Raw genomic sequence first — 25797 nt, 5'->3', positions numbered from 1 at the left:
AAAGGAGTGGTGTCATGGCGGAGCTGAGCGCAAATTTTCTTTATGCTGCCTTTTTGATTTATTTAATTGCCGTCCCGGTTTTCGGCGGCGCCATCCGGGGAACAAAAGGTGCGAAGGACGGTAAGGGCCGCTGGTCGGCTATCGGAATCACGTTAACCATTTTCGGATTTCTTTGTCATCTCGGCTACTTCATTGCGAGATGGTCGGCAAGCGGACATGCGCCTGTCAGCAATATGTTTGAATTTACGACGTCATTCGGCATGATGCTTGTTCTCGCTTTTATTATTATTTACTTTATTTACAGACTGCCTTCATTAGGCATGTTCACATTGTCTATCGCGCTTTTGCTTATCGCATATGCAAGCATGTTTCCGACAGACATCACGCCGCTTATTCCGTCACTGCAGAGCAATTGGCTGTACATTCACGTCACGACTGCGGCGCTCGGGCAGGCGATTCTTGCGATCAGTTTTGTAGCCGGCGTCATTTTCCTGTTAAAACATGTCGACCAATCCAGACCGGGCAAAAAAACGTTTTGGCTTGAAGTCATCATGTTTATACTCGTGACGACCGTGGCATTTATCGCCGTCACGTCGGCATTCCGGCTGGCGGATTACAAAGCAGAATTTAATTGGGTGGATAAAAAAGAGGCTAAAAGCGTGATGATATATGATATGCCTGCGCTTGTCGGTCCGCATGACGGAGAACTGCTTACGGAAGGCGCAATGAAGCCGCTTATTGAGCTTCCGGCCATTTTTTCGGGCAGAAAGGTCAATACGGTGATCTGGTCGTTTGGCGCAGGTCTCGTTTTATACGGGGCGCTCAGGCTGATATTCAGAAAGAGAATCAGCGCTCTTATAAGCCCGCTCGTCAAAAATGTGAATCTGGACTTGGTCGATGAAGTCGGCTACCGCGCTGTTTCCATCGGTTTTCCGGTATTCACACTCGGCGCGCTTGTGTTTGCGATGATTTGGGCGCAGCTTGCATGGACGCGTTTTTGGGGCTGGGACCCGAAGGAAGTATGGGCGCTGATCACCTTTTTATTTTACGCAGCGTATTTGCACTTGCGGCTGTCAAGAGGCTGGCATGGCGAAAAGTCCGCGTGGCTTGCCGTCATCGGCTTCGCCATTATTATGTTTAACTTAATTTTTGTGAATCTTGTGCTTGCCGGACTTCATTCGTACGCATAGATGCAAAAAGCCGATACAGTTCTCAAGCTGCCGCACAGTTTGTTAAAATGAAAGTAACAGAAGGAAAGCAGGGGGAAAACGATGGATCAAACAAATGAAACTAAAATATTAGTAGTAGATGATGAAGCCAGAATTCGACGCCTTTTAAGAATGTACCTTGAACGGGAAAACTATGTGATTGAAGAAGCGGAAAACGGAGACGAGGCCATTAAAATGGGGCTGGCATCAGATTATGATCTGGTGCTCTTGGATTTAATGATGCCGGGAACGGACGGAATAGAAGTATGCCGGCAGCTCAGAGAAAAAAAAGCGACCCCGATTATCATGCTGACGGCAAAAGGGGAAGAAGCCAACCGCGTCCAGGGATTTGAAGCGGGTACGGACGATTATATCGTCAAGCCTTTCAGCCCGAGAGAAGTGGTGCTTCGGGTAAAGGCGCTTTTAAGAAGGGCTTCCCAAACATCTTATCTGACAGCCAATACCCCGACAAAAAATGTGCTCGTCTTCTCGCATCTATCCATTGATCACGATGCTCACAGGGTGACTGCGGACGGCACGGAGGTGAGCCTGACGCCGAAGGAATATGAACTGCTGTACTTCCTGGCGAAAACACCGGACAAAGTGTACGACAGGGAAAAGCTTTTAAAAGAAGTGTGGCAGTATGAATTTTTCGGAGACCTCAGAACGGTGGACACTCATGTCAAACGGCTCCGTGAAAAATTAAACAAAGTGTCTCCGGGAGCGGCAAAAAAAATCGTCACCGTCTGGGGAGTCGGATACAAATTTGAGGTAGGCGCTGAATGAAGTTTTGGAAAAGCGTAGTAGGAAAGCTTTGGTTTACCATTCTTTCACTCGTGTTAATTGTTTTATTTATTTTAACGGTGCTGCTTCTGGAATTTATAGAAAATTACCACGTTGAAGAAGCGGAAAAAGATTTAACGCAGCTTGCCGATAAAATCGCGGTCATAATAGAAAATCATGAAGACCAGCCGCTTGCCAGATCCATCACGTGGGAACTGGCGGACAATTTAACGAGCATCGCGATCATTCAGGATGATAAGCATGTCTGGTATTCGCCCAATGACGATAATCATTTATCCTCTATTACATTAGAGCAGATTAAACATGACCGGGATCTGCACAAGGCGCTGACAGACCGCAATAAAGTAAGCAAACGCGCGGTCCCCAAAAATGCCGGTTCGGATAACGAACGGCTGATCGTCGGAGTGCCCTATGAAAAAGACGGCAAAAAAGGCATGGTCTTTTTATCCCAATCGCTGCTTGCCGTCAAAGATACGACGAAACATACGACACGGTATATTTTTCTTGCGGCGGGCATTGCCATCGTCTTGACAACGTTTTTCGCGTTCTTTTTATCCAGCAGGGTGACATATCCCCTTCGGAAAATGCGGGAAGGCGCCCAAGACTTGGCGAAAGGAAAGTTTGATACAAAAATTCCGATTCTGACTCAAGATGAAATCGGGGAACTGGCCATTGCCTTTAATCAGATGGGACGGCAGCTCAATTTCCATATTAACGCGCTGAATCAGGAAAAAGAACAGCTGTCCAATATTTTAAGCAGTATGGCAGACGGGGTCATCACCATTAATATCGACGGCACCATTTTGGTGACCAACCCGCCGGCCGAACGTTTTCTGCAGGCATGGTATTATGAGCAGAACATGAACATTAAAGAAGGAGACAACCTTCCCCCTGAAGCAAAAGAGCTGTTTCAAAATGCAGTGAACACGGAAAAAGAGCAAATGATTGAAATGACGCTTCAAGGAAGGTCATGGGTTTTATTGATGTCGCCTCTTTATGCGGAATCACACGTCCGCGGCGCCGTGGCCGTGCTCCGTGATATGACCGAAGAGCGCAGGCTGGATAAATTGCGTGAAGACTTCATTGCCAATGTCAGCCATGAGCTCAGAACCCCGATTTCTATGCTGCAGGGATACAGTGAAGCGATAGTGGACGACATTGCAAGCACCGAAGAGGAGAAAAAAGAAATCGCGCAGATCATTTATGATGAATCTCTTCGCATGGGCCGGCTCGTCAATGATTTACTGGATTTGGCCAGAATGGAATCCGGACATACGGGTCTGCGCTATGAAACGGTAAACCTGCATGAATTTCTGGAGAAGATCTCCCGCAAATTTTCCGGTGTAGCGAAGGAAAAAGGCGTTTCGCTCACAGAGGACATCTCGGTGTCTCAGCCGGAGTGTGTCTTTGACGAAGACAAAATGGAACAGGTGTTTACCAACCTTATAGATAATGCGCTGCGCCATACGGAGTCAGGCGGAAACGTTCATATCGCGGCTCATACCGTAAAAGACGGACTGAAAATCGATATCAAAGATTCCGGCTCGGGAATACCGGAAGAGGATCTGCCTTTTATTTTTGAACGTTTTTATAAAGCGGACAAAGCAAGAACAAGAGGCAGGGCGGGGACCGGACTCGGGCTCGCCATCGTAAAAAATATCGTGGAAGCCCACGGCGGCTCAATTGCGGTTCACAGCAGCATCGACAAAGGGACGACGTTTACATTTTATATTCCGACAAAAGCGCAGGATGACGTCTGAAATTGACGAACAATCTTGTTCCATACGAAACACCCGCAGAACATGCGGGTGTTTTTTGTTTTTTTCTCCTTTAAAAATTTAAGAATATGTTAATATAAATTCCCTTCCAAATTCCAGTTTCTCGTAATATAGTTGTAATGTAACTTTTCAACGCATTTTTACGACAAAAAAGTGAACGGAGGGGTTTCCCATGGAAGAAACCTTTCAGATATTATACGATGCATACCATCAAGATTTATATCAATTTTTATTTTATATGGTAAAAGATAAGTCGCAGGCTGAAGATTTGACGCAGGAAGTGTATATCCGCGTCTTGAATTCCTATCATACATTTGAAGGAAGAAGCAGTGAAAAAACATGGCTGTTGTCCATCGCACGCCATGTGGCGATTGACTGGTTCCGCAAGCAGCAGACGATCAGACAGCGTATTATGGGTACGTTTGATTGGGATACACAAGATGTCAGAGATCAGCATTTGCTTCCGGACGAACTCGCCGTACAGCATGAAAATGTCCGGGAAATTTATACCGCGCTTGATCATTGCACCATTGATCAAAGAGCTGTTATTATCTTGAGATTTATTCAGGGATATTCCATTCAGGAAACAGCCGCCGCTCTCCGCTTCTCGGAAAGCAAAGTCAAAACGACCCAACACAGAGGGCTCAAAATACTTCGGAAACAGATGGAGCTTTTGAGGGAGGAGCTAATGGATGATGAAGTCATATTGGAACGAAGAAAGAGTAGAGGAGTTGTTAAGACAACTTCCGGCGGTTAGAGATCATCGTTCACCCGAGGCCATTTACCGGAATATTGAAACGGGTAAACCGTACAGGAAAAAACCGGCCCGAAGCTGGATCGGCCCCGCCGCAGCCGGCATCTGCGCATTGTGCATCGCTCTGATTATTTCTCCTCACCTGATGACAAACAAATCTGCCGGTGATCTTACAGCTGACAGCGGTCAAGCTGAAAAAGCCAGTCAGTCAGCTGCTGTCAAGCCGGATCAGAAGACGTTTGTCGTTTCTAACGAAAACAAAAACAATTACATTACTTTGGCGTTTGCCGATTCAGATACATCCGCCGTCATTCCGGTCAGTTTTGAAAAAAAGAAGCCTGACGAATCGGTTTTAGAGGCATTATCTGATGCAGAAAACTTAGAAGTGCCCGAATCTTTCCTCTCTGTGCCGAACCTTTTGGACGGTGTGCAGGTAACGGCGGATAAGAAGGATTTGCTTGTGCAGGTAAACGGACGTCTTTCTATCGAATCAGCTGCCGATTCTGATTTATTGAAAAAGATGCTGAAAGAGACTTTGACATGGAGTCCTTACGAGCGGATTAAATTGAAAAAGGTTCAAAACGGAGCCGGACAGGATTTTTATAAATCTTACGGCATTTCCGCTGAGATGTCCGTACATAAACAGACAAACCGGGCGTATTTTTCTTACAGCGACAGTCTGGGACAAGAGTATCTCATCCCGTCTGAACAAACCTATTATTCAGTATATCAGGCTATTGACGGGATGAAGACAACAGACGGAGGCTCACAGACCGCGAGCATTATAGAAGCAGATGCGATTGCATCGGTATCGGAAAGGGAAGACGGCGAGCAGCTGCGGATCCAATTGTCCGAAAAACATAAAGTTGAAGATTCGCTGGAAGGCATTTTAATGATCGAAGGGCTTTTGTTAACCGCGAAGGAATTCGGTTATTCTGAGGTGCTGTTCACACATGCGCACGCAAAGAAAATCGGTAATTATGATGTGACAAAACCGATTGCTGTGCCTGCCGCGCCTAATCCGCTTCCGACCCATTAAACGTAAAAAAACCCAAAACATATGAATGTTTTGGGTTTTCTGTTGGTTACGGAAGGTCAATCAGTTTAACGGAAACAATATCCTGAACCGAAGTCAGCTCATTGACGACTTTATCATCTAAATGTTTATCAAAAGAAAGCATCATAATGGCTTCTCCGCCTTTTTCTTTACGGCCCACCTGCATGGTAGCGATATTGATATCGTTATCGCCGAGGATGCGTCCGACGCGTCCGATTACACCAGTCGTATCCTGGTGCTGGATATAAACGAGGTGGCCGGCAGGATTTAAGTCAATATTAAAGCCGTTCAGTTCAACGATTCGTTCACCGAAGTGAGGGATATACGTAGCCGTTAACGTAAATGTGCTCCGGTCTCCGGTTACTTTTACGCTGATGCAGTTATCATATCCTGATTCATTGGAGGAAATCTTCTCGCTGAAGCTGATACCGCGTTCTTTTGCTACACCGCCGGCGTTTACTTCATTAACCGTTGAGTCTACACGCGGTTTTAAGAAACCGGACAGCAGGCTTTTTGTAATAAATGATGTTTCAAGTTTGGCGATGGTGCCTTCATATTGAATCGCAACATCTTTGACGGGTTCCTTCATACATTGTGACACGAGGCTTCCGATTTTATCGGCAATTTGGTGATAAGGCTGGATTTTTTTGAATTCATCTTTTGTCATCGCAGGCAGGTTGATCGCTGACATGACAGGCAGACCTTTTGCAAACTGCAGCACTTCTTCAGAAACCTGTGCCGCGACATTCAGCTGTGCTTCTTTCGTTGAAGCGCCTAAGTGAGGTGTGGCGATCACCAGCGGATGGTCGGGAAGCTTTGATTCAACTGGCGGTTCCACTTCAAACACGTCAAGGGCAGCGCCCGCGACATGGCCGCTTTCCAGCGCTTCCAAAAGCGCCGATTCATCAATAATGCCGCCTCTTGCGCAGTTGATAAGACGGACGCCTTTTTTCGTTTTGGCAATGGTTTCTCTGTTAAGCAATCCTTTTGTTTCCTTTGTTAAAGGCGTGTGGACGGTAATGATATCCGCGCTTTCAAGCACTTCTTCGAATGTCCGGCTGTTTACGCCGATTTTGCCGGCTCTCTCTTCGGTTAAGAAAGGATCGAATACATGAACCGTCATACCGAACGCTCTGGCGCGCTGGGCAATCTCGCTTCCGATCCGGCCCAGACCGACAATGCCTAAAGTCTTTCCGTAGAGCTCCGCCCCGACAAATGCCGTCCGGTTCCATTCTCTTGATTTTACTGAGATATTGGCTTGCGGGATGTGTCTCATTAATGAAGAAATCATCGCGAATGTGTGCTCTGCCGTTGAAATGGTATTTCCATTCGGCGCGTTTATCACGATAACTCCATGTTTTGTGGCCTCATCAATGTCGATGTTGTCTACGCCGACACCGGCTCTGCCGACGATTTTTAAAGAAGTCATCTTTTTAAACAATTCTTCGGTTACTTTTGTGGCACTGCGGACTAACAGGGCATCAAAGGTATGTAATTCATCTTCTGCATCCGCGACGTTTTTTTGAACAATTTCTATAAAGTCTGATTCCATCAGCGGCTTTAAGCCGTCATTGCTCATCTTATCTGAGACCAAAACTCGAAACATTGTTAGATTTCCTCCTAGTTTAGCTGACTAAATATCTGATAATTTATCATATTCTTAATAGAGTGTCAATGTGTATTGACGCAGTAAAGGAGAAAAGGAAGCCGATAATTCAGTTAAAATGGGCTTCATCAATATTTTATATAAAATTGAGCAGTTCTCTATACAATTACAATTTGATCATATATAATGTGAATAAATTCATAAGATCAATCTTCGGGGCAGGGTGAAATTCCCTACCGGCGGTGATGAGCATCACGCTCTAAGCCCGCGAGCTGCTTCGGCGGCAGGATCCGGTGAGATTCCGGAGCCGACAGTATAGTCTGGATGGGAGAAGATGGAGGTTCAGCAGACGTTTTGATGCTTATATCAAACGTTTCTTTGCCAAGCCTTAGTAAGCTCCCGCTTTTTAACAAAAGCGGTTTTTTTATTGGGGCGCAAAAGAACCTTTCCACTTTTCGAGAGATTTGATCGAAAAGGAGAGAGCATTGTGAAAGTAAAAAAATTAGTTGTCATCAGTATGCTTAGCAGTATTGCGTTTGTGCTTATGCTGTTAAATTTCCCGTTTCCGGGGCTGCCGGATTACTTGAAAATTGATTTCAGTGACGTTCCTGCAATTATCGCCATTTTGGTTTACGGGCCTGCGGCGGGGATTGCGGTTGAAGCGATTAAAAATATTCTGCAGTATATCATTCAAGGAAGCATGGCCGGCGTGCCTGTCGGGCAGGCAGCCAATTTTATCGCGGGAACGCTGTTTATTCTGCCGACGGCGTTTATGTTTAAAAAGCTCAATTCTGCAAAAGGGCTTGCAGTGAGCCTGCTGGCCGGAACCGCGGCGATGACCGTGCTGATGAGTATTTTGAACTATATTCTTATCCTGCCCGCGTATACTTGGTTTTTACATTCACCGGCATTGTCAAACAGCCAGTTGAAAACGGCGGTTGTCGCAGGAATTCTGCCGTTTAACATTGTAAAAGGCATTATCATCACCATCGTCTTTACGTTCATCTTTACGAAGCTGAAACCTTGGATTGAACAAAAACGCAGCATCCAAACACAATAAAGGCTTAAAGCGTCCGCTCTGTGAAGAACAGCCGGACGCTTTTTTTGTTTGTGGTGATCGGCAAAAAAATAAGACTCCGGCCGATAACAGCCGGAGTCTTATTCAGGACGAAAAAGCTCCTCTCACTGGGAGGGCTTTTTTATTCGTATTTCAGCGGGTCGCCTTCGAACGGTTCATCCGCAACTTTGATTGAATCAGTAGGGCATCCTTCAAATGCGTCAATCATATCTTCTTCCAGAACTTCCGGAACTTCGACGACACCTTTATTTTCGTCAAGCGTAACGAACGCAATGCCTTCATCATCATAATCATAAATGTCTGGTGCCGCAGCTCCGCAGGCGCCGCATGCAATACACGTATCTTTATCTACAATTGTGTACTTTGCCATGAATAAAACCTCCCAGATTGTTCGTGTTGGAACAAATGGTTTACCTTATATATTTTTAAATATAACACCTATTCCTCTTACTTATTGTAATGATGTTAGTGTCAAATTTCAACAGAAAAATGATTGAGAATGCTTATCACATAAGGGATTCTCTTTAGCACTTCCCCCTAAAAGATGACTTTAAACGTCAAATTTATATGAAAATCTGTTAAAATAAAAAGAACCAAAAAACGAAACTTGTCACAAAAGAAATGTAGGTGTGTTTAGATTGGCGATAAACTACTTTGATACCGTGGTTCTCGACTGTCTGGACAAAATAGACGGCGAACGGACTCCGAGTGCTGTGTTTCATTTATTAAAAGGAAAAAAGTCGTCTCAAACCATTCAGGATGCCGGCTTATTTCAGATCGCTAAATATTTCGGCATGGCTTCACAGTGTGAACGCGGCGATATTGCTGCTTCTTTGCATAAACTCACCGAGAACTCATACATTACAGCCGGAAAAGAAGAGGGAACGTGGAAAGTGACTGCGCGCGGCGTTCAAAGGCTTGAACTGGCGTTTGCCGAGCGGCCTTGGCCGAAGCACTGCCACGGCGCGAATTATCAAACGCCTGCCGTCACTCTGTGGAGGCGGCTTTCCCTGCTCATTCAAGTCCTGTCAAACAAAGAGCATCAATGCAGTCAATATATCCCGGTTACCAACGATGTGCAGACGCTGAGATGGGTCAAACGGTTCATGCGGAAAAACAGAGATGCTAAAGAGCTTTCCATCCAAATGCATGACGCGCTGTTTCAGCTTCTGCAAGGCGTAAGTGAACGGCAGGCGCTTATTTTTGTCTATTCTTTAACTTCATTCAACAGAATCGGCAAAACGAATAAGCAGCTCGCTCTCCAGCTGAACGAAGATGAATGGTATGTGTCCGTCCAGTTTTGGGGAGCGGTACATTATGTTATTCAATCGCTTCCGCAATGTGCATATCCCGCTCTGCGCGATCTGTTGTCCGATCTGCAGGCGGAAAGCGCGCTGACACAGTCTGCCAGAAAAACCTTTGAGCTGTTGGAAAAAGGGTTTCCGATTGAACGGATCGCCGCGGTCAGAAATTTAAAAACCGCCACAATCGAAGACCATATCGTAGAAATATCATTGCATCAGCCTGCATTTTTTATAGAACAGTATCTTTCTGAAGAGGAACAGCGTATGATAACGGCATTTGCAAAACAGCATCAAACAAATAAAATTAAACGGATTCGCGAAGGAATGCAGATGCGCTTCAGCTATTTCCAGATCAGGCTGGCGCTGGCAAAGACGGTGAATCAGCATGACTGAGCTGCATAAAGCTTTATCCAGGTATTTTGGTTTGCATTCCTTTAAAAAAGGGCAGGAAGAGATTATGACTAGCGTGCTCCAAAAAAAGGATACGATCGCCATGCTTCCGACCGGCGGAGGGAAATCATTATGCTATCAGCTCCCGGGTTACATGATGGACGGGCTGGTGCTGATTATTTCACCGCTTCTTTCATTAATGGAAGATCAGGTGCAGCAGCTGAAAGCAAAAGGAGAAAAGCGGGTTGCGGCATTAAACAGCATGCTGAATTCCGCAGAGCGGCATTTTATTCTCAGCAACATCAGCCGGTATAAATTTCTCTATATGTCTCCTGAAGCCCTTTCTTCACCTTATGTACTGAACCGTTTGAAAAACGTTCCGGTCAGTTTATTTGTTATTGATGAAGCTCATTGCATATCGGAATGGGGACATGATTTCAGGCCTGATTATTCGAAGCTCGGGCCTTTCAGACAGGCACTCGGAAAGCCGCCTGTATTGGCGCTGACTGCAACAGCGACAAAAGAAACGCTCAGAGACGTGACGGATGTGCTCGGACTTGAGCATGCGGTGCGTCATCTTTATTCAGTCAACCGGCCGAATATTCTCCTGGCGGCAGAACATTTGGCTGATAATGCCGAAAAAATAAGCAGGCTCACGGAGCTTGCCGAAAAGCTTGAAGGCCCCGGTATCATATATTGTCCGACCAGAAAATGGGCGGAAGAGCTTGCGGCTGAGCTGAATGAAAAAACGGGAAAGCGGACGGATTATTATCACGGCGGTATGGATACAGGGGACAGAATCTTGATCCAGCAGCAATTTATCCATAACCAGCTTGATTGCATCTGCTGTACCAATGCGTTCGGCATGGGTGTGGATAAGTCAGATATCCGCTTTGTCATTCACTTTTATCCTCCCCAAACGGCTGAGGCCTTTATGCAGGAAATCGGCAGAGCGGGACGCGACGGCAGCCCGAGTGTCAGTATTTTGCTGAGGGCGCCCGGCGATACCGAGCTTCAGCAGCAGATTATTCAGACAGAAAGCCTGTCTGATTATGATCTGGAAGGCATTTTGGCCGTCATACGGGATGCCGGTACGGATGATGAGCGAAAGCTTCGGGACGTTCTGATCAATAAAGGCGTCCAGGAAACACAGGCGCGAACGGCCGTCCACCTGTATCTGCAAGGAAAAACCACAAAAGAGCAGCTGCAGGAAGAACTGACATACCGCGTGGAAAAGAAGCTGCGTAAAATGAACCGTTTTTCGGCGTTATTAGAGCGGAAAGAATGTATAAGAAAAGCGCTGCTGTCTTATTTTGATGAATCGTATGAGCCTGAAGGCCAAACCGGACAATGCTGCAGCAGCTGCGGACTTGATCTGGCTCCGTACGAGCAAAAAGGAGAACGGAAAAACATGGAACGGTTTGAAGATTGGAAGCTGGAATTAGGCCGGATTTTCGGTTCAGAGTCTGCGGGTGAGTTCAGCTGAGACGGCAAAGCGAATTGATCCAGCAGCTCTCAGACCGGGAGATTGTGATACAGCTGTATGCCACCCAATTGCTCATATTGGCGGTTTCAGCTGTTATCGGCTTTTTCTTTTTCACCGACATTCACGATTTTTTAAAGCTGTGGCATATACGTGACGATAATATCATATGGTACGGTGTAACTCTTGCCGTCCTTGTCATTTTTGCCGATCTGGCGGTGATGAAGTGGTGTCCTTCGCATTTATATGATGACGGCGGCATTAATGTATTGCTTTTTAAGAACAGGCCGGTTCTGCACATTTTGTTTTTGACGCTTCTCATTTCGTTCAGCGAAGAGATTTTGTTCAGAGGCGTTCTGCAGACACATATCGGCTTATGGGCCGCCAGCTTCATTTTTACCGTGCTTCATTTCAGATACTTGGCGAAGTGGCTTCTGTTTATGATGGTTGCGGGCATCAGTCTTTTGCTGGGGCTTATCTATGAATGGACCGGCAATTTATTCGTTCCGGTTACAGCGCATTTTATTATTGATGCGGTATTTGCCTGTCAGATCCGTTTTCAATATGTTAGGAGGGGTTTGCATGACGGAAATGTCAAGAGTTGAAAGAAGAAAAGCTCAGCTGCGTGCCGAGCAGCAGGTTGCCGCGGCCGCGGATGAACAAATTGAATATCTTGAAGACAGCCTCCCGACAAGACAATCTGTAAAAGAGGAGCGTAAAAAAAAGGAAGAGCAGGTGAAGGAAAAAACCAAAACAAAAACGCCGCTGTTCACTTTTCTGACCGTCCTGTTCATTATCGTAACAATCGGTGTCTTTTTCGGTCTTCTTTATATGACGAACAGCAGCAGATTTGACCCGAAGGACTATGAAGATGTCTTCATTGACCACAGTGAAAGCGCGCCTGCCGTTATTCCGAAAGGCGCTCAGAAAGAAACGTCAGAAACCGCTCTTTTAGAACAACCGAAAAAAAAGTCTGACGACAAAGATAAGAAAGAAGCGGCTGCATCTGAAAAAACAAAAGAAAAACCAAGTGAAAAAACACCTGAAAAAACGGAAACGTCCTCAGAAAAACAAGTAAAGCCGACAGACACCGAATACGCGGAGACAAAACAGCAGTCTCCGCCGGCTGTCCGTGAAAAAGCGGCTCCGGCTGCCGCAAGTGATCAAGCCGGGACTGTCCCGAAAAAAGTGCGGACCGTACAGCATACTGTACAGCCGAAAGAAACGCTTTACCGCATTTCAATGAAATATTATAAAAGCCGGGCGGGCGAAGAAAAAATCCGCAGCTACAACGGATTAAACGGAAACGACGTGTACACCGGCCAGGTTCTGAACATTCCGCTGTCTGATTAAAATAAATGCATGTTTTCACCGCGTTTTTCATATAGTGTACCAATGAAAACGGACAAGGTGTGAAGCGCATGGATTCTTTATGGAAGCAATTAGACCGATTTGCTGACGGACCGACGAAACAAATGCTTCAGGCGCTGGTGAAACGGAAATTAAAATACGAAAATTATGCCGCACAGTGCCGAAGATGGCAGTGGGCGTCCCTCGTTTGTTTTTCCCTGATGTGCATACTGCTGATGTTTAAAAGCTTTAACGCCCCCCAAGCCTCTCCGCAGCTGATCCTGCAGGAAATATTAGGCCATACGGTTTATTTGTGCTGGATTATGGCTTCCGCTTTTGCGTATTGCACTTCTTATTATTTTAAAAAAAAGGAAGAAAAAGCTGAGGGTGAATTTCATAAACTGAGATGTGAAATTATCCAAAAAAGCACGGATTTATGGCCCCAGCCTGAAAAATGGAGGGCGAGAGAATCTGTTTTTCACTTGATGAAACATCGGTATGATATCAATCTTTATTTTGAAAGCAAATAAAATGAGGCGTTTTCCGGAAAGGATAGAAACGTCTTTTTTTGTTTGTCCGTCTAATGTAAGACAATGACAGAATGGAGAGTGCGTTTATGAAGCTAACAGCGGGAATTCTCGGCTCATTGGCGGGAGCGGCTGCGGTTATGGCGGCCGTCATGTACAAAACGGCAAACGGCAGCCATCTGAAAACACATACATTTACGCTTGATAAAATGAAAGGGATGAAGCCGCTCACCATCTTCTTTATATCTGACGTGCACCGCCGTTTAATTGATGAAAAGCTTCTCCGCGAAGCGGCAGTTTATAAGCCGGATGCCGTTTTGCTCGGCGGTGATTTGGCGGAGGGCGGAGTTCCTTACGCCAGAATTGAAGAAAACATCAAACGTCTGACGGCTCTCGCGCCTGTTATTTATGTGTGGGGAAATAATGATTACGAGGTCAGCCAGCAAAAATTGCTCTCACTTTTACGGGTTTACAAAGTGATTCCGCTGAGAAATGAATCGGTTCAGTTTGCTTATAAAGGGGAAACCGTTACGATCTGCGGGGTGGATGATATCAGGATGATGATGGATGATTACGAATCTGCAATCAGATATACGGATGCTGACAAAGTAAACCTCCTGCTTTGCCATAATCCTGACATCCATGAGCAGATGAGGGAGTCAGACGGGATTGACGCTGTGTTCAGCGGCCATACGCATGGCGGCCAAATCCGTTTCGGCCGGTTCGGGCCGTATGAATTGGGCGGGACGGGAACGGTAAAAAAAGCGCATTACCTGATCAGCAACGGCTACGGAACGACAAAAGTTCCGCTGAGGCTCGGGGCGAAGCCGGAGACGCATATGATTACGCTGTGCGGACCGGATGAGCCGTTTTCCTGAAACAAACCCGGCCGCGGTGATAAAAAACGGCATTCTGCTTGTCTTCCCGCTGTACACGGTGTAAACTGATAACAAATTAAGAACCTATGACTCATTTATTCATATACTGTGTTATATGATTTGTGTGCAAGAAGAGGCAGGAGGGAACATTATGCGGCTTGAGCGTCTGAACTATAATAAGATTAAAATCTTTTTAACCCTCGACGATCTGACTGATCGGGGACTGACAAAAGAAGACCTCTGGAAGGACTCGTTTAAAGTCCACCAGTTATTTAAAGATATGATGAATGAAGCAAATACAGAGCTCGGCTTTGAAGCGAATGGTCCGATCGCGGTGGAAGTATATTCTCTTCAGGCACAAGGTATGGTTGTGATTGTAACGAAAAATCATGACGCGGACGCAGAAGATGACGAATATGACGATGATTATATCGAGATGCAGGTCAAACTTGACGAAAGCCCGGATATTATTTATCAGTTCCATTCGTTTGAAGATATCATTCAGCTTGCCGGAAGCCTTCACCGAATCGGGATTACCGGCGGCACCGTCTACCACTATGAGAACCAATACTATGTAAGCCTTGAAGACCTCGGCTCCCGTTCCGCCGAAGGTGTCATCGCGGTGCTGGCTGAATACGGACACCCGGCGACGATTACGATTTACAGGCTCCATGAGTACGGAAAACTCATCATGGACGGCAATGCTGTGGAGACCATCCAGAAACATTTTTCATAAAAAAGATTTGAAGCGGCAGCTGTTTTCAGCGGCCGTCTTTTTTTAAGCGAAATAATGGAAAAATCATTGTCTTTCTTCTATGCACGGAGATATTGAAGGTGTATACTAGTCACTGAAAGGGAGCATGAGAGAAACAGAAGATTTTAGGAGGTTAACTCAAATGGCAGCCGATCGATTCACCGGTCATAATGAAGAAGACAAACATGATGTATTAAAATCAACCCAAACCGTAATACATAAAGCTCTGGAAAAATTGGGGTATCCAGAAGAAGTGTATGAACTGCTGAAAGAGCCGCTCAGATTATTAACGGTTAAAATTCCTGTTCGGATGGATGACGGGTCTGTGAAAATATTTACAGGCTATCGTGCGCAGCACAATGATTCCGTAGGTCCGACAAAAGGCGGCATTCGTTTTCACCCGAATGTAACTGAAAAAGAGGTGAAAGCACTTTCCATCTGGATGAGTTTAAAATGCGGAATTATTGATCTTCCTTATGGCGGTGGTAAAGGCGGAATTGTTTGTGATCCGAGAAATATGTCATTCAGAGAGCTTGAAAGGCTGAGCAGGGGATATGTAAGAGCAATCAGTCAGATTGTCGGACCGACTAAAGACGTCCCGGCACCTGACGTATTTACAAACTCACAGATTATGGCTTGGATGATGGATGAATATTCAAGAATTGATGAATTTAACTCACCCGGCTTTATTACGGGAAAACCGCTTGTACTCGGCGGATCCCACGGCAGGGAATCAGCGACGGCAAAAGGCGTCACCATCTGCATAAAAGAAGCGGCCAAGAAAAAAGGTCTCGATATTCAGAACGCGCGCGTCGTCGTACAAGGTTTCGGAAATGCGGGCAGCTATCTGGCTAAGTTTATGCATGACGCCGGCGCGAAAGTTGTCGGAATTTCTGACGCGTACGGAGGCCTTTACGATCCGGACGGTCTTGATATTGATTATCTGCTTGACCGCAGAGACAGCTTCGGAACGGTGACGAAGCTTTTCAATGACACCATTACGAATCAGGATCTGCTTGAGCTGGACTGTGATATACTTGTCCCGGCGGCGATCGAAAACCAAATTACAGAAGAAAACGCTGACCGCATCAAAGCGAAAATTGTGGTAGAAGCGGCAAACGGACCGACGACACTGGAAGGAACGAAAATCCTGACAGATAAAGGAACGCTGCTGGTTCCCGATGTTCTGGCGAGCGCCGGCGGTGTAACGGTTTCTTATTTCGAATGGGTTCAAAACAACCAGGGCTTCTACTGGAGTGAAGAAGAAGTCGAGGAAAAACTGGAAAATATGATGATAAAATCGTTTAATAATATTTATGAAATGTCCCAAAACCGCCGGATTGACATGAGGCTTGCGGCTTACATGGTCGGCGTGCGGAAAATGGCTGAGGCTTCGCGTTTCAGAGGCTGGATATAAACCAATCGTTTGCATAAACAAAAAAAATCTCCTATGATAATATAGGAGATTTTTTATATGAGTGGAAACTTATGATGGAAATGCCAATCGCAGGAGTTGAAGGACATGACAGAAGAAAAAGCAATTATAATAGGCGGAGGTCCTTGCGGATTATCGGCGGCTATACATCTGAAGCAAATTGGCGTGAACGCGCTTGTGATCGAAAAAGGGAATGTCGTAAACAGCATTTATAACTATCCGACCCACCAAACTTTTTTCAGTTCAAGTGAAAAATTGGAGATCGGCGATGTTGCCTTTATTACGGAAAACAGAAAACCGGTCCGAATACAGGCTCTCTCTTATTACAGAGAGGTTGTCAGAAGAAAAGAGCTGCGCGTAAACGCCTTTGAAACGGTGGAGCGCGTAACGAAACAGGAAGACGGCCGTTTTCTTGTAGAAACGTCAAAAGACCGCTACCTCACTCCGTTTTGTATCATTGCGACAGGATATTATGATCATCCGAATTATATGAACATACCGGGTGAAGGGCTTCCTAAGGTATTTCATTACTTTAAAGAAGGCCATCCTTATTTTGATAAAGATGTTGCTGTGATCGGCGGGAAAAACTCAAGTGTGGACGCGGCTTTGGAACTCGTGAAGTCCGGTGCGCGCGTCACGGTGCTCTACAGAGGACATGAGTACTCCCCGAGCATCAAGCCGTGGATTCTGCCTGAGTTTGAGGCCCTTGTCAGAAACGGCACAATCCGAATGGAATTCGGCGCTTGTCTTGAAGAAGTGACGGAAGATGAAATCATTTTCCGCTCCGGCCGAAATGAGACGGTCCGGCTGAAAAACGATTTTGTATTTGCCATGACGGGATACCATCCCGATCACGGTTTCCTCGAAAAAATCGGTGTGCGGATTGATGCGGAATCAGGCCGGCCGTTTTTCCGGGAAGAAACGATGGAAACAAATGTTGACGGTGTTTTTATCGCCGGAGTCATTGCGGCTGGAAATAACGCCAATGAAATTTTTATCGAGAACGGCCGTTTTCACGGCGGCTTGATCGCAAATGAAATATCAAAACGGCTGGGTGCAGAGAGCATATGATCATTCATATGCTCTTTTTTAAAAAAATTGAAAGATGTAAAAATATAAACAACATGGTACCATAGATATAGGAATATAAAGGAAAGAGGTTGCCTGATGTTTGCAATCATCTCTGCAGGAATTGCTCCCGGCATTGCGCTGTTAAGCTATTTTTATTTAAAAGATCAGTATGACAATGAACCCGCACATATGGTGCTGAGGTCTTTTTTTCTCGGGGTTGTCCTTGTGTTTCCGACCATGTTTATCCAATATGTTCTTGAAAAAGAGCATGTGGGGGGAGGAAGCTTTTTCGTTTCGTTTTTGTCTTCGGGATTTTTGGAAGAATCGGTGAAATGGTTCGTTCTGATGATCAGTGTGTACCCGCATGCTCATTTTGATGAGCATTATGACGGAATCGTTTACGGGGCCAGTGTGTCTTTAGGCTTTGCCACGCTTGAAAATATTCTGTATTTATTCGGCCACGGCGTTGAGCATGCTTTTATAAGGGCGCTTCTGCCGGTCTCCTGCCATGCGCTGATCGGAGTGATTATGGGATTTTATCTCGGAAAAGCCCGCTTTTCGCAGAAAAAAGCCCGTGTCAAATGGCTTGTGATTTCGCTGGCCGTGCCTTCATGTCTGCACGGTTCGTACGATTTTATTCTTACCGCCCTCAATCATTGGGTATATTATATGCTGCCGTTTATGCTGTTTTTATGGTGGTTCGGGCTGCGAAAGGCAAAAAAAGCACGCTCCGTCAATATGATCCAAGTGTGAAGAAACCGCGCATCGCGTGCGGTTTCTTTTTTTATGCCTTGATGAGGGATAAGAAGGAAACGGTGTATAAAAATATCCGCGTGACAGACAATACGGGTACACTTTAAATTTTGCAGTAGGAGGCTTGAAGAGATGAAGTGCAAAGGAGCCTTTATGGCATGTCTCATTCTATTTTCTTTCGCCGCCGCTTTCTTCGATCATCATGAAACGGTTCATGCGTTTTCAAATCAAGTGATTCAAAGAGGCGCGACGGGTGATGATGTTATAGAATTGCAGGCCCGTCTTCAATATAACGGATTTTATAACGGGAAAATCGATGGTGTTTACGGCTGGACCACATACTGGGCCGTGAGAAATTTTCAGGAGAAATTCGGCATGAAGCCGGTTGACGGCCTCGTCGGGGCGAAAACCAAACAGGTGCTGATTTCAAAATCAAAATATTACCGTGAATATGTAATGGAGCAGATCCAAAAAGGGAATACGTTCACTCATTATGGCAACGTCCCATTGGAAAACCAAACAAAACCGAGAGCCGGAGCGCAGAAGCCGGCGGGAACGAATAAGCCTGCTCAAAAGCCGCAAAACAATACAGGCGGTCAGTCAAATCAAAAGCAAAATACGACAGCGGCTAATATGCCTGGCGGTTTCTCAAACAACGACATCAATCTTCTGGCGCAGGCTGTGTACGGGGAAGCGCGCGGTGAGCCGTTTGAAGGACAGGTTGCCATTGCCGCGGTTATTTTAAACCGTATTAAAAGCCCGTTATTTCCGAATACGGTGGCCGGCGTCATTTTCGAACCGCTCGCGTTTACCGCCGTTGCCGACGGCCAAATATACATGCAGCCGAATGAAAGAGCAAAAGAAGCGGTTCTTGATGCGATTAACGGATGGGACCCTTCTGAAAACGCGCTTTATTATTTCAATCCTGATACGGCGACAAGCAAATGGATTTGGGGACGTCCGCAGATTAAAAGAATCGGAAAGCACATTTTCTGTGAGTAAAAGTACGCAAAATGAGGTGTTAACATGATTAGAGGAATCATTATCGCTGTTCTCGGTGTCGCGATCGCCGCAACCGGATACTGGGGATATAAAGAGCATCAGGAAAAAGATGCGGTCCTTCTGCACGCGGAAAATAATTATCAGAGGGCTTTTCATGAACTGACGTACCATGTTGATCAGCTTCACGACAAAATCGGGACGACGCTTGCGATGAACAGTAAAAAATCTCTGTCTCCGGCGCTCATTGATGTATGGAGAATTACATCTGAAGCGCATAACAATGTGAGCCAGCTGCCCCTGACTCTCATGCCTTTTAATAAGACGGAGGAGTTTTTATCCAATATAGGAGATTTCAGCTATAAAACATCCGTCCGGGATTTAGACCAAAAACCGCTTGATAAGAAAGAATATACAACACTGAACAGCCTGTACAAACAGGCGGAGAACATTCAAAACCAGCTTCGCAGCGTTCAGCATCTCGTCATGAGCAAAAATTTACGGTGGATGGATGTTGAAATGGCGCTCGCCTCTGACAAAAAACAAAGCGATAATACGATCGTCGACAGCTTTAAAACAGTCGAAAAAAATGTAGGCGCTTTTTCTGAAGGCAGCATCAGCCCCACATTTACGGGAGCAAATACAGAACGAAAAGGTTTTACGCATCTGAAAGGAAAACAAATTACGGAAAAAGAAGCGGTAAAAATCGCACAACGGTTTGCGCCTGATCATAATTATTCCATTAAAGTGGTCAAAAGCGGCCGGAAGACGAATCGGGATGTATACAGTATCCGCATGAATGACGCGGATCACAAATCTTTTATCTATATGGATATTACCCAAAAAGGGGGACATCCTGTCTATTTGATTCAAAAACGGGCCGTGAAGAAACAAAAGATCAGCCTCAATGAAGCATCTAACCGGGCTGTCGTGTTTTTAAAGAAAAACGGATATGAAACAAAAGGCCTCGAAATTGATGAAAGCGCGCAATATAATAACATCGGCGTCTTTTCTTTTATTCCCGTGGAGAAAAACGTCCGCATTTATCCGGAAGCCATCCGAATGAAAGTGGCGCTGGATGATGGTGAAGTCGTCGGTTTTTCCGCGCGTGATTACCTGGCGGCGCACCGCACGAGAACGATTCCGGCTCCCGCTTTGTCAGCTGATGAAGCGAAAGCGAAGCTGAATAAAAATGTTGAAGTGCGGGAGACCCGGCAGGCGCTGATCATGAATGAACTCGGTCAGGAAGTGCTTTGCTACGAAATGCTCGGGACGATCGGGAAAGACACGTATCAAATGTTCATTAATGCGGACGATGGAAAAGAGGAAAAAATAGAAAAATTAAAAAGTGCAGAGCCTATATATAAAGACCTGTAAAAATAAAGGAGGAAAGGACTAAAAGTCTTTTCCTTTTTTTCATTACATGCTTTAATAAAAGCATAAATAATGAAAGAGTGAAGGCCATGATAGCTGTCGGAGATTATATTTGGATTGAATACATAGAGAACAATGAGCCCAAAAAAGCGAGGAGTAAAGCAGTAAGCGTTGAAAACGGCGAACTCCACATCTCATATCCCGTCGATCTGGATTCGGGACGGACGGTCTTTTTGCATAAAGGATTGGAAATAACAGCGGAATTTATGGGGAATGGCCAAGTACCGTATCAATTTAAAAGCATAATCAAAGGAAAGAAAAAAGAACCCATCCCGATGATCGGATTGGACATCCCCCCTCAGGAGGAAATGAAGCGGATTCAAAGACGCCGATACGTCCGTGCAGACGCAGTATTGGATGTATCCGTCAAAATGGAAGCGAAAAAAACCGCTTTCCAAACGGTTTCCTCTAATATCAGCGCCGGCGGAATCGCTGTTGTGATGCCTGAGCATATTTCCGCGGAACCAGGTGAAAAGCTGTATGTCTCATTTTCTCTTCCCGGCAAGGAAAATGAGGCGGATATAACGGCCGAGGCTCTTACCCAGCGGATTTTTTATGATGAAAAGGCGGATAAACAAAAAATGACGCTTGAATTTACAGAAATCGGCCCCGCAGCGCAGCAGCTTTTACTCCAATATTGTATGCGCGCGCAGCTGCAGCAGAGAAGAAACAGTCTGTCGGAATAAACAGCAGCGCACTTTTCCATACTAATCCTAATGGAGGTGCGCGTGTATGAAAACATTTGAACGTCTGCTGGTCAAATTGGTCTGCATTCAGCTTATAATTTTGGGCGCGGTGCAGTTTTTGCTTCATTATCAGCCTATTGAACCTTATATTTCGAAAGCTGTGAAATATGAGGGAGTTGATAAAATGGAGAAAAAAGAATGGATTGAAACGGTAAAGCGGTAAATCAGCTCAATTTTTTCGCCCCTTTTCCGGCAGTTCATGATACAATCCATAGAGGAGTAAAGAGCAAGGAGAGAGATTATGGACAAGAAATTATCAATTGCGATCGACGGGCCGGCCGCTGCCGGAAAAAGCACCGTTGCTAAAATAGTGGCTGAGAAAAAATCATATGTGTACATTGATACAGGGGCGATGTATCGTGCCATTACATATACGGCGCTCAAGCAGAATGCCGATTTAACCGATGAAGCCGCGCTTACAGAGCTTTTGAAGCGTACGGAAATTGAGCTTGTATCCGCTCTGGAAGGACAAATCGTTCTCGTAAACGGAGAAGATGTGACAGAAGAAATCCGAAAAGACGAAGTCAGCAACCAAGTATCCATCGCCGCCAAGCATAAAGGCGTCAGAGAAGAAATGGTCAAAAGACAGCAGCAGCTCGGACAAAAAGGCGGTGTCGTCATGGACGGCCGCGATATCGGTACTCACGTGCTGCCTGATGCCGAAGTGAAAATTTTTCTGCTCGCGTCCGTAGAGGAAAGAGCGAAGCGCCGATATGAAGAGAATAAGAAAAAAGGATATGACGTGAATTACGAGACGCTCATTGAAGAAATTTCCAGACGCGACAAACTCGATTCAGAGAGGGAAGTTTCCCCGCTGCGCAAAGCGGAAGACGCGATTGAAATCGATACGACGTCACTCAGCATTGCCGAAGTCGCAGGAAAAATTCTGGAGATCGTCGAACAGAAATCACGTTAACTTCGGGCGGAGCGCTTCTTAATTTTTTTCAAAAGACAAGATGTTATTGCTTGACAAACCAGTCCTTTTATTAGAAGTTAATACTAATAAAACTTTTTATTGATCATTCAAAATCTTTTTTGGATGATTCTTTAATACATATTCGGCTGAAAAGCGGACATTCACATGTTCAGCTTTCAAACCGTATTAATTAAGCTGTGTAGGTTTGGACCAAGGAGGTTATTCAAATGACAGAGGAAATGAATCAAATTGATGTTCAAGTGCCAGAGGTTGGAGATGTAGTAAAAGGGATTGTGACAAAGGTAGAGGACAAGCATGTAGATGTCGAAATTGTCAATGTCAAACAGTCCGGAATCATTCCAATCAGTGAATTATCAAGTCTTCATGTAGAGAAAGCATCGGATGTCGTAAAAGTTGACGACGAGCTTGACCTGAAAGTAACAAAAGTGGAAGACGATGCTTTGATTTTATCTAAACGTGCCGTTGATGCTGACCGCGCTTGGGAAGACCTTGAAAAAAAATTCGACACAAAAGAAGTGTTTGAAGCTGAAGTGAAAGATGTGGTGAAAGGCGGTCTCGTCGTTGATATCGGCGTTCGCGGCTTCATTCCCGCATCACTTGTCGAAGCTCATTTCGTCGAGGATTTCACTGACTATAAAGGGAAAACCCTCTCTCTTATCGTCGTTGAACTCGATCGTGATAAAAACCGGGTGATTCTGTCACACCGGGCTGTAGTGGAAAAAGAACAGACAGCCAAAAAGCATGATTTTCTCCAAACGCTTGAAGTTGGAAGCGTGCTTGAAGGAAAAGTGCAGCGTCTGACTGATTTCGGCGCATTTGTCGACATCGGCGGAATTGACGGGCTTGTTCATATTTCGCAGCTGTCTCATTCACACGTCGAAAAACCGTCTGACGTGGTGGAAGAAGGTCAGGACGTAAAAGTGAAAGTGCTGTCCGTAGACCGCGATAACGAGCGTATTTCTTTATCTATTAAAGAAACGCTGCCGGGACCTTGGAGCCAGATCGGCGAAAAGGTAAAACAGGGAGATGTGCTTGAAGGAAAAGTGCAGCGCCTTGTAAGCTTCGGCGCCTTCGTTGAAATTCTTCCGGGCGTGGAAGGACTTGTGCACATTTCGCAAATTTCCAATAAACATATCGGAACGCCGCATGAAGTGCTTGAAGAAGGACAGACTGTTAAAGTGAAAGTGCTTGACGTGAACGAAAGCGAAGAGCGCATTTCCTTAAGCATGCGTGAGCTTGAAGAAGCGCCGAAAGCCGATCAGGAGGACTTCCGTCAATACCAGGCGAAAGAAGAGCCGAGCACCGGCTTCCAGCTTGGCGATTTAATCGGAGACAAGCTAAATAAATTAAAATAAATTGGTGATAAAACGTGACACGAGCAGAACGAAAAAGAGAACATATAAATCATGCGCTGTCTACCGGCCAAAACCGGGAAACGGGGCTTGATGATATTACGTTTGTTCATGTCAGCCTACCGAACCTAGCATTGGAAAAAGTGGATACATCAACGAAAATCGGCGGACTCACAAGCAGTTCGCCGATTTTTATCAATGCGATGACAGGCGGCGGCGGACAGCTTACATACGAAATTAACAGATCGCTGGCAAGAGCCGCGCGCAAAGCCGGCATGCCGCTGGCTGTCGGTTCACAAATGTCGGCTTTAAAAGATCCCTCCGAACGGTATTCTTACGAGATCGTCAGAAAAGAGAATCCGGACGGGCTGATATTTGCCAATTTAGGCAGCGAGGCGGATGCCGAGCAGGCAAAAAGGGCAATTGATATGATTCAAGCGGATGCCCTTCAGATTCATTTAAATGTGATTCAGGAGATCGTCATGCCGGAGGGAGACAGAAGCTTTACCGGCGCTCTCGGCCGTATTGAGCGGATTGCGGCGGAAGCGGGAGTTCCCGTTTTTGTCAAAGAAGTCGGCTTCGGAATGAGCAGGGAGTCGGCACGGCAGTTATTTGATGCCGGTGCGGCAGCAGTTGATGCCGGCGGATACGGCGGTACAAATTTCTCTAAGATTGAAAATATGCGCAGAGAGAAGGCGCTTCAATTTTTTAATACATGGGGAATTTCCACTGCCGCAAGCTTAGCGGAAATCCACTCGCTCTCCGCTGATCAATCAATTATCGCATCCGGCGGGCTGCAAAGTGCCCTGGATGTCGCCAAATCGATTGCCCTCGGCGCTTCTGGCGCGGGAATGGCAGGCACTTTCCTGAAAGCTCTCACCTCCAAAGGAGAAGAGGGGCTGTTTGACGAGATGACGGCGCTTTTACAAGAGCTGAAAATGATTATGACCGCCCTCGGATGCCAATCGGTTGCCCAATTGCAAAAGGCGCCTTTGGTCATAAAAGGTGACACACATCACTGGCTTTCTGAACGGGGAATTGACACGTCCCGTTTCAGCAGACGTTAAAAGGCATGCGAACACGCATGCCTTTTTCTGTTTTTTACGATTTTCTTTTTCGGAATTCACCGTTTTGTTCAAGGCTTGTCGCTCCTTTATGGTGAATCGAATCATCGCGATCAGATTCCACCCGGCGGGAGGCTTTCAGTTTTTTCTCCTGTCTGTCTTTTCCCATCCTTATCCGCTCCTTTCAGGCATAATTGGTTTAAAAAATGCGTTCCCGCTCCATACTGGTCAGAGGAGGAGCGATTATGGAACCGTTTTATTATTACTGGTCAATGTGGTTTTTATGGATACTTGCGACTTTTATTTTTGCCAAAACAAAAAGCCGGTTTTACGTATCAGTCTTTATTTTGACTAATATGATGGCAAGCATACATCAGATAACGGCTTATTTTACGCTGAACGCGGCATATGTCATGTTTTTTGCTGCGGCATTTGTATATGCGGGAAGCCTCGGCATGCATAAACGGCTCCGTCATATTGTGATTCATCTGACGGCGTCTGCGGCATACGGCTTTATTTTTCTTTTTGCATTATATGACCCTGTTTGGTTTATCATAAAACCTGAATGGGCGGCGGTTATACTGCTTACCGTTATTACGCTTTCTGTTGAGGGGCGGTTCCCTGAGAGGCTTTGTCTTTTTGTTCTCGGCATGTGCCAGGGGGAGTTATTGTATGCTGCGGTCATCCGCAACATTGCGGGTGCAGCAGCCGTCGGTGATTATAAATGGCTTTCAGGCTGTTCGGCGGGAGTGATTCTTCTCGTCGGGCTGACTACATATGAACAGCTTGCGGCGCGCATCAGCCAAAAAAGCAAAAAGCAGGGCAAAGGAGCGACAAAAATGTCTTGAAAACAGACGGAGACTGTTACATGAATGCGAAACATTTTGAAGAATACATTGTGATCTCAGTGAAAACTGATATAATAAATGAGTTAAGCCCTTCTGTTTGAAGGGTTCTTTTCATAGCGAAGATGATTTTTAATAACCGGTTGAACAATTTTTTGTGAAAATGTAAGCGGCTGGATTGAAAGGAAGG

27 protein-coding genes and 1 riboswitch are annotated in these 25797 nt (G+C 45.6%); of the genes, 24 read left to right on the top strand and 3 right to left on the bottom strand.

Going from position 1 to position 25797, the window contains the following annotated elements:
• The first annotated feature begins 14 nt into the window (after nt 1-14).
• The 5 genes from ccsB (at nt 15) to VP472_RS11005 (ending at nt 5583) form a co-directional block, all read left to right on the top strand.
• Entirely contained in the window at nt 15-1190 is a 1176-nt protein-coding gene (gene ccsB, locus VP472_RS11025; protein WP_003153395.1) for a c-type cytochrome biogenesis protein CcsB, read from the top strand.
• A gap of 81 nt (nt 1191-1271) precedes the next feature.
• A complete protein-coding gene (gene resD, locus VP472_RS11020) occupies nt 1272-1994 on the top strand; it encodes a DNA-binding response regulator ResD (protein ID WP_003153397.1) in 723 nt (240 codons plus the stop codon).
• Complete coding sequence (locus VP472_RS11015; protein WP_003153398.1) at nt 1991-3772, top strand: ATP-binding protein; 1782 nt, start codon at nt 1991-1993, stop codon at nt 3770-3772. The genes resD and VP472_RS11015 overlap by 4 nt, the downstream gene beginning before the upstream one ends.
• Nucleotides 3773-3962: 190 nt before the next feature.
• Nucleotides 3963-4547, top strand: a complete 585-nt coding sequence (gene sigX / locus VP472_RS11010) for an RNA polymerase sigma factor SigX (RefSeq protein ID WP_003153399.1) — start codon at nt 3963-3965, stop codon at nt 4545-4547.
• Complete coding sequence (locus VP472_RS11005) at nt 4522-5583, top strand: sugar dehydratase (RefSeq protein ID WP_146277488.1); 1062 nt, start codon at nt 4522-4524, stop codon at nt 5581-5583. The genes sigX and VP472_RS11005 overlap by 26 nt, the downstream gene beginning before the upstream one ends.
• A 46-nt stretch (nt 5584-5629) precedes the next feature.
• On the opposite strand, the gene serA is transcribed toward VP472_RS11005, so the two are convergent.
• The gene (gene serA, locus VP472_RS11000; protein WP_069013358.1) at nt 5630-7207 is read right to left on the bottom strand and encodes a phosphoglycerate dehydrogenase; all 1578 of its coding nucleotides are present in this window, start codon (nt 7205-7207) and stop codon (nt 5630-5632) included.
• 205 nt (nt 7208-7412) lie between these two features.
• Nucleotides 7413-7547: riboswitch (FMN riboswitch) on the top strand.
• Nucleotides 7548-7694: 147 nt separating this feature from the next.
• Here serA and VP472_RS10995 point away from each other — a divergent pair.
• Complete coding sequence (locus tag VP472_RS10995) at nt 7695-8267, top strand: riboflavin transporter FmnP (protein WP_003153402.1); 573 nt, start codon at nt 7695-7697, stop codon at nt 8265-8267.
• A gap of 139 nt (nt 8268-8406) precedes the next feature.
• On the opposite strand, the gene VP472_RS10990 is transcribed toward VP472_RS10995, so the two are convergent.
• Entirely contained in the window at nt 8407-8655 is a 249-nt protein-coding gene (locus VP472_RS10990) for a ferredoxin (RefSeq protein ID WP_003153403.1), read from the bottom strand.
• A gap of 268 nt (nt 8656-8923) precedes the next feature.
• Between VP472_RS10990 and VP472_RS10985 the strand changes: the two genes are divergently transcribed.
• The 17 genes from VP472_RS10985 (at nt 8924) to fni (ending at nt 24765) form a co-directional block, all read left to right on the top strand.
• Nucleotides 8924-9982, top strand: a complete 1059-nt coding sequence (locus VP472_RS10985) for a YpbB family protein (protein ID WP_146277108.1) — start codon at nt 8924-8926, stop codon at nt 9980-9982.
• On the top strand, nt 9975-11465 hold the full coding sequence (locus VP472_RS10980; protein WP_003153405.1) for a RecQ family ATP-dependent DNA helicase: 1491 nt from the start codon (nt 9975-9977) through the stop codon (nt 11463-11465). The genes VP472_RS10985 and VP472_RS10980 overlap by 8 nt, the downstream gene beginning before the upstream one ends.
• A 14-nt stretch (nt 11466-11479) precedes the next feature.
• Nucleotides 11480-12067: a CPBP family intramembrane glutamic endopeptidase gene (locus VP472_RS10975; RefSeq protein WP_014305323.1), complete on the top strand. Its 588-nt coding sequence runs from the start codon at nt 11480-11482 to the stop codon at nt 12065-12067.
• Nucleotides 12045-12815, top strand: coding sequence for a LysM peptidoglycan-binding domain-containing protein (locus tag VP472_RS10970; RefSeq protein ID WP_015388058.1), 771 nt, complete (start codon nt 12045-12047; stop codon nt 12813-12815). Before VP472_RS10975 ends, VP472_RS10970 begins: the two co-directional genes overlap by 23 nt.
• Before the next feature lie 68 nt (nt 12816-12883).
• Entirely contained in the window at nt 12884-13342 is a 459-nt protein-coding gene (locus tag VP472_RS10965) for a YpbF family protein (protein ID WP_007409443.1), read from the top strand.
• Nucleotides 13343-13428: 86 nt separating this feature from the next.
• The gene (locus tag VP472_RS10960) at nt 13429-14217 is read left to right on the top strand and encodes a metallophosphoesterase (RefSeq protein ID WP_101562237.1); all 789 of its coding nucleotides are present in this window, start codon (nt 13429-13431) and stop codon (nt 14215-14217) included.
• A 151-nt stretch (nt 14218-14368) separates the two neighbouring features.
• The gene (locus VP472_RS10955; protein WP_003153412.1) at nt 14369-14953 is read left to right on the top strand and encodes a genetic competence negative regulator; all 585 of its coding nucleotides are present in this window, start codon (nt 14369-14371) and stop codon (nt 14951-14953) included.
• Between the two features lie 160 nt (nt 14954-15113).
• The gene (gene gudB / locus VP472_RS10950) at nt 15114-16388 is read left to right on the top strand and encodes an NAD-specific glutamate dehydrogenase (protein ID WP_039254676.1); all 1275 of its coding nucleotides are present in this window, start codon (nt 15114-15116) and stop codon (nt 16386-16388) included.
• Between the two features lie 105 nt (nt 16389-16493).
• Nucleotides 16494-17477 (top strand): YpdA family putative bacillithiol disulfide reductase, encoded by a 984-nt coding sequence (locus VP472_RS10945; protein ID WP_012117874.1) that lies wholly within the window; start codon nt 16494-16496, stop codon nt 17475-17477.
• 96 nt (nt 17478-17573) lie between these two features.
• Nucleotides 17574-18230: a glutamic-type intramembrane protease PrsW gene (prsW, locus tag VP472_RS10940; protein ID WP_146277106.1), complete on the top strand. Its 657-nt coding sequence runs from the start codon at nt 17574-17576 to the stop codon at nt 18228-18230.
• 132 nt (nt 18231-18362) lie between these two features.
• Entirely contained in the window at nt 18363-19232 is an 870-nt protein-coding gene (sleB, locus tag VP472_RS10935) for a spore cortex-lytic enzyme (protein WP_015388061.1), read from the top strand.
• Between the two features lie 24 nt (nt 19233-19256).
• Nucleotides 19257-20606: a germination protein YpeB gene (gene ypeB, locus VP472_RS10930; protein ID WP_058906151.1), complete on the top strand. Its 1350-nt coding sequence runs from the start codon at nt 19257-19259 to the stop codon at nt 20604-20606.
• A gap of 86 nt (nt 20607-20692) precedes the next feature.
• Nucleotides 20693-21349, top strand: a complete 657-nt coding sequence (locus VP472_RS10925) for a flagellar brake protein (RefSeq protein WP_015388063.1) — start codon at nt 20693-20695, stop codon at nt 21347-21349.
• Between the two features lie 46 nt (nt 21350-21395).
• Nucleotides 21396-21572 (top strand): YpfB family protein, encoded by a 177-nt coding sequence (locus tag VP472_RS10920; protein ID WP_003153420.1) that lies wholly within the window; start codon nt 21396-21398, stop codon nt 21570-21572.
• A gap of 78 nt (nt 21573-21650) precedes the next feature.
• Entirely contained in the window at nt 21651-22325 is a 675-nt protein-coding gene (gene cmk / locus VP472_RS10915) for a (d)CMP kinase (protein ID WP_146277102.1), read from the top strand.
• A 227-nt stretch (nt 22326-22552) separates the two neighbouring features.
• Entirely contained in the window at nt 22553-23701 is a 1149-nt protein-coding gene (rpsA, locus tag VP472_RS10910) for a 30S ribosomal protein S1 (protein WP_003153426.1), read from the top strand.
• Between the two features lie 14 nt (nt 23702-23715).
• On the top strand, nt 23716-24765 hold the full coding sequence (fni, locus tag VP472_RS10905; RefSeq protein ID WP_146277100.1) for a type 2 isopentenyl-diphosphate Delta-isomerase: 1050 nt from the start codon (nt 23716-23718) through the stop codon (nt 24763-24765).
• A gap of 34 nt (nt 24766-24799) precedes the next feature.
• On the opposite strand, the gene VP472_RS10900 is transcribed toward fni, so the two are convergent.
• Nucleotides 24800-24931, bottom strand: coding sequence for a YpzI family protein (locus VP472_RS10900; protein ID WP_003153429.1), 132 nt, complete (start codon nt 24929-24931; stop codon nt 24800-24802).
• A gap of 76 nt (nt 24932-25007) precedes the next feature.
• Here VP472_RS10900 and VP472_RS10895 point away from each other — a divergent pair, with 76 nt between their 5' ends.
• Nucleotides 25008-25610, top strand: coding sequence for a YphA family membrane protein (locus tag VP472_RS10895; RefSeq protein ID WP_017418044.1), 603 nt, complete (start codon nt 25008-25010; stop codon nt 25608-25610).
• Nucleotides 25611-25797 lie beyond the last annotated feature (187 nt).

Origin of the sequence: Bacillus sp. MT(2024) (genome assembly GCF_036362845.1) — a bacterium.
In the GTDB taxonomy this organism is placed as follows: domain Bacteria; phylum Bacillota; class Bacilli; order Bacillales; family Bacillaceae; genus Bacillus; species Bacillus velezensis.
Note: the sequence above shows the minus strand (reverse complement) of the source record. Positions and strands in the feature narration are given on the sequence as shown.